At 45.5% G+C, this 3,889-nt stretch carries 5 protein-coding genes; all 5 read right to left on the reverse strand.

Going from position 1 to position 3,889, the window contains the following annotated elements:
- Positions 1-1,507, reverse strand: a 1,507-nt coding sequence (locus KAH81_02930; GenBank protein ID MCK5832602.1) for a hypothetical protein, incomplete at its 3' end; no start/stop codon positions are given.
- Between the two features lie 57 nt (positions 1,508-1,564).
- Positions 1,565-2,128 carry a T9SS type A sorting domain-containing protein gene (locus KAH81_02935; GenBank protein ID MCK5832603.1) on the reverse strand — a complete coding sequence of 188 codons (564 nt, stop codon included), beginning with the start codon at positions 2,126-2,128 and terminating at the stop codon, positions 1,565-1,567.
- Positions 2,125-2,661 carry a hypothetical protein gene (locus KAH81_02940; GenBank protein MCK5832604.1) on the reverse strand — a complete coding sequence of 179 codons (537 nt, stop codon included), beginning with the start codon at positions 2,659-2,661 and terminating at the stop codon, positions 2,125-2,127. The genes KAH81_02935 and KAH81_02940 overlap by 4 nt, the downstream gene beginning before the upstream one ends.
- Before the next feature lie 24 nt (positions 2,662-2,685).
- Positions 2,686-3,153, reverse strand: coding sequence for a hypothetical protein (locus KAH81_02945; protein MCK5832605.1), 468 nt, complete (start codon positions 3,151-3,153; stop codon positions 2,686-2,688).
- Between the two features lie 480 nt (positions 3,154-3,633).
- Positions 3,634-3,889, reverse strand: a 256-nt coding sequence (locus KAH81_02950) for a hypothetical protein (protein ID MCK5832606.1), incomplete at its 5' end; no start/stop codon positions are given.

Below are 3,889 nucleotides of genomic sequence, written 5' to 3' on the forward strand. Positions count from 1 at the left end.
GAACCGAGGGTGGGTGCGGGTTGCCCGAAAGAAACACCCCGACCTTCGGCCACCCCTCTTTAAAAAGAGGGGAATTTCCCTTCGCTTGCGAAGGGGTGCCTCGCGAAGCGAGGCGGGGTAGTTTCGCCACACGGCGCCCGGCGATGTCGAATATTTCCACGCAGGAGGGCGCAAGACCCTCCCCTACGGAACCATTGACAGAAATGTTCACTGCCGAATTAAAGGGATTGGGGTAGGCGGAGAGGGTAATCGCCTGAGGTTTTACCGGCGCGGTCTCTGAAATTGCGTATGGTAAATCGTTTCCGAGCGAATCTACTCTAAGAAGCCACATGTCCATTTTGTGCGGATAGGGCAAGAGCACCGAATCTTCGGCATAACCGGCTATCGCGAAACCGCCGTCGTCACATAGGACTATAGAATTAGGGATCTGGTCGGTGAATCGGTCATAGGTTTTTGTCCAAAGCGTGTCGCCGCGAAGTGTATCGGAGATGACGACTAACCAAGTGGCGGTTTTACTTCCAAGTGATTCTGGAAACGTTGTTACACCGGCAATAGCAAACTTTGTCTGATAAGTTTCATTTCCGACCCAAACAATATCATTAACGTATTGTTCTCCGAAGCCATAATCTGGATGAGACAAACATTTTGTCCATACAGTATCACCGTGTAAATCCGTTCGGACAATAAACCAAGAACCGCTACACATTTTAGATGAACAGCTATCAGAATATCCGACAGCAAGAAATCCCTCCGGATATCCCGGTGCGGGATTCATTATATTTGTAATGGAATAAAACTCTTCGTGTTCAGAATTTCCATAATGGCGAACCCAAAGCGTATCCCCTTCAGAGTCGAACCGGGCGATAACTGCATGGTAATTACTTCCTGTTGTGCGAGTTCCATATCCGCAAGTAATATAGCCGGATTCATAATAGGAATCTCGATTAATACTTTTCATGTCCCATAGTTTGATAATGAAATTGTAAGGGTATGAATAAAAACGGCTTGCCCAAACCCCCGCACCGCTGAGATTATATTTTTGAAGCATCGGCCAACTTCCGTCCATGACAACAATATTCCCGTCGGCGGCGATATCCACGGCATCGCCGAAGAACGCGGTATCGCATACCGAAGTCCAAAGAGTGTTGCCGTTTATACTTATCCTCGAAAGATAAAGGTATGAATAGTCATCTGGGAAAGCGGATTCCATAACACCGACGATAGCAAAAGTAGTGTCGTCTATCGAGACAATACCTTTAGCCATGTCTGTTGCGCCACCTGCATAGTCGAATCTTGTCCACAATGTATTTCCGTCGCTGTCAACCCGTGTTGTGTAAATGCCGGTATAAACGGGTAAAGTTGTGCCTTTGTGGCCGACTAAGATGAAACCACCATCTTGAAGCTGAACAAAATCGGTAAAACTCTCTCGATGCATTGAGTCCCATGTTTTTTCCCAAGCGTAGGTGCAGGATATAAGCAGTAAGAGAATTAGAATCCAGTTTTTCATTTCGACCGCCTTTTTTAACCCCGGCCCCTTTGCAGAGGCCGAGGTTTGATGTAATGCCTATTTTGTTAATAGAACTGTTCCTGTTGCTTCTCGATTAGTGCTTGTCATTTTATAATGATATACACCGGTGGGACAAATGCGTGCCTCAGAGTCTTTTCCGTCCCAGCGGAAAACGAATCCACCTGTTTCAGAGACTGTGTGTTGTTCTAGTCCTCTAATTCGCCTACCCGACATATCGAAGATTTCGACCTTCACTTCCTTTTCATTCTTAGGCAAACGAACATGAATGTCAACACTTGAATTGAATGGATTGGGTGATGTCCATATTTCAAGCTCGGAATCGGTAGGTTGTTTAGAATTGTTTTTAAACCTGACATCCGGAGGCATAGGCAGTGGCCCCGTATCTCTTGGAACCGAAAGTTCATAATGAACCGACGGTGGTTCTACGATTGAAGTTTCGATTATTGCACATTCGGGTATAAGCGCAGCTCTTTCTTCCATAATCTCGCGGATTTCGTCCGGTATTTCGGGCATTTCCATTGGTTCTTCTCTGGCCATATAATCCATTTCGTCACATCTTAAGTCGAGGTGAGTATTATCGAGATTATTATATTCTATCATGTATCCCCTCCGTAATTCCCCAATCCGAAAGTCTCTATATCGTCTATGACTACCCAGTTACTCGAGGATTGATCCCAGCGCCAAGCTTCTTCAATAGCACAATCCGGATTGTCGTCAGGTTCACATGTGGGTGAAGAACAATCAAACGGAACTTGGCAGACAACGGTTCCTATTTGCCTATATAAAGTCAGCTGGTCTTCAGGGCGAATATCCAGGAATCTCTGCTCGTGTATTGCCCAGCCGTATGGACTTGATGAACCACTCGAACTATGCAATACGAATATAGAATTATAACGAATAATATCTCCAATACTTCCACTTAAGGTTGCGCCTGTGTTTATTGTCTGATAAGTATTGTTTTCTTGATCCCAATACATCGCTTGCAAAGCATCCGGGAAAATATCGATTAACCTTGGATTATAGGCTAGGTCCGCTCTAAATGGAAGCGAATGTAATGCCCATCCTGCCTGCCATTGATAAGGGAATGAACTCCATTGGTCATAATCAACAGAAAGATAGTACATAAGGCCCATGGCCCATGTTTGACTATTATTTACTTAGATATATAGATAATACAATACCCCTGAAACGACTGTTGCATCACTCATGTCGATTCGTATCAACTCATCTGCATCGTTTCCATCGCTTGAACTTGGATAGAACCATTGTACCGAATAACCGGGTCGATATAAACCGACCGCAACAATAGAATCGTCAGCGCAACCCCAGAATGTCATTCGAGAATGCCCACCCCAGGGAATTAATGTCATGGATCTAACAAACCAATAATCGCCTAGACTATCAACACCACCCGTAAAAGTCAAGCCTATCCATTCTGCCCCATCGTCTCTAAGACTCTGGTTAAAAGGTGGTGTAGTTATGTCTCCCCATGGTATTGCGGTTACTATCGTTGATCCTCCTGCATAACCAGGGCCGAATATAATTTCTGTTCCATTGCTCCACCAGCTATTTGTTTCTGCTGTAGCAGTAACTATGGTTATTAGTAAAAACAATCCTGTTATCATTATTTTTTCATTGTATTTTATCCTTTTCTTTTTATTGTTGTTTTAGTATTATGCTTTTCTATCCGCCTGCGGTCGTCGCTGACCGGCGGCTGTGTTTTCGTTTCGAGGCTTATTTGTTCTTGCGAGTTGGTGAGTCCGAAACTCCTTTATAGCCGTGGCCGCCTTGCAGGCGGCCCTATTATTAATTTGAGTTCGTCCTTCCGCTTTTCGGGCGTAGAACGCCCCCCCTTCAGAAAGGATTTTCCGAAAACCGGCATTCCGCGTTGGATGCCTCGATATATTTGATACTCGTTTTGCCATTTTTGTCGAACGGTTTTATCGGCACCAAAGGTGCGCAACCGTTCTTGCCTATAAAAAATATACTTACTTATATATCGCAATCAATACTCTGAACAGGGTATTTTATGCGGGAATTATAGGTTGCGGTAAAGGGCTTAGAATGCCATTAAATAATACTGTTTAAAAGACGGCGTATTGATTTTAAATTCTCATTTCAGATACACGATTCGTTTCGTGCAGACGGCTGAAGTCGTCTGTTGCGGAAATGTCGCCCGGACGAGATACACGCCGGAGCCGAGGGTGGGTGCGGGTTGCCATGTGAATTCGGCCCTCATCCGGCCTTCGGTCACCTTCTCCCAAAGGGAGAAGGAACCACCTCCCTCGCCCTCCGGGAGAGGGACCGAGGGTGAGGGCAATTGCGCCACACGGCGCCCGGCGATGTCGAATATTTCCACGC

It is taken from the genome of bacterium (genome assembly GCA_023145965.1).
In the GTDB taxonomy this organism is placed as follows: domain Bacteria; phylum UBP14; class UBA6098; order UBA6098; family UBA6098; genus UBA6098.

Bases quoted from the DNA above. Each gene is read 5' to 3' on its own strand.
- KAH81_02935 (MCK5832603.1), bottom strand. From the start codon at position 2,128: ATGATAGAATATAATAATCTCGATAATACTCACCTCGACTTAAGATGT.
- KAH81_02940 (MCK5832604.1), bottom strand. From the start codon at position 2,661: ATGGGCCTTATGTACTATCTTTCTGTTGATTATGACCAATGGAGTTCA.
- KAH81_02945 (MCK5832605.1), bottom strand. From the start codon at position 3,153: ATGATAACAGGATTGTTTTTACTAATAACCATAGTTACTGCTACAGCA.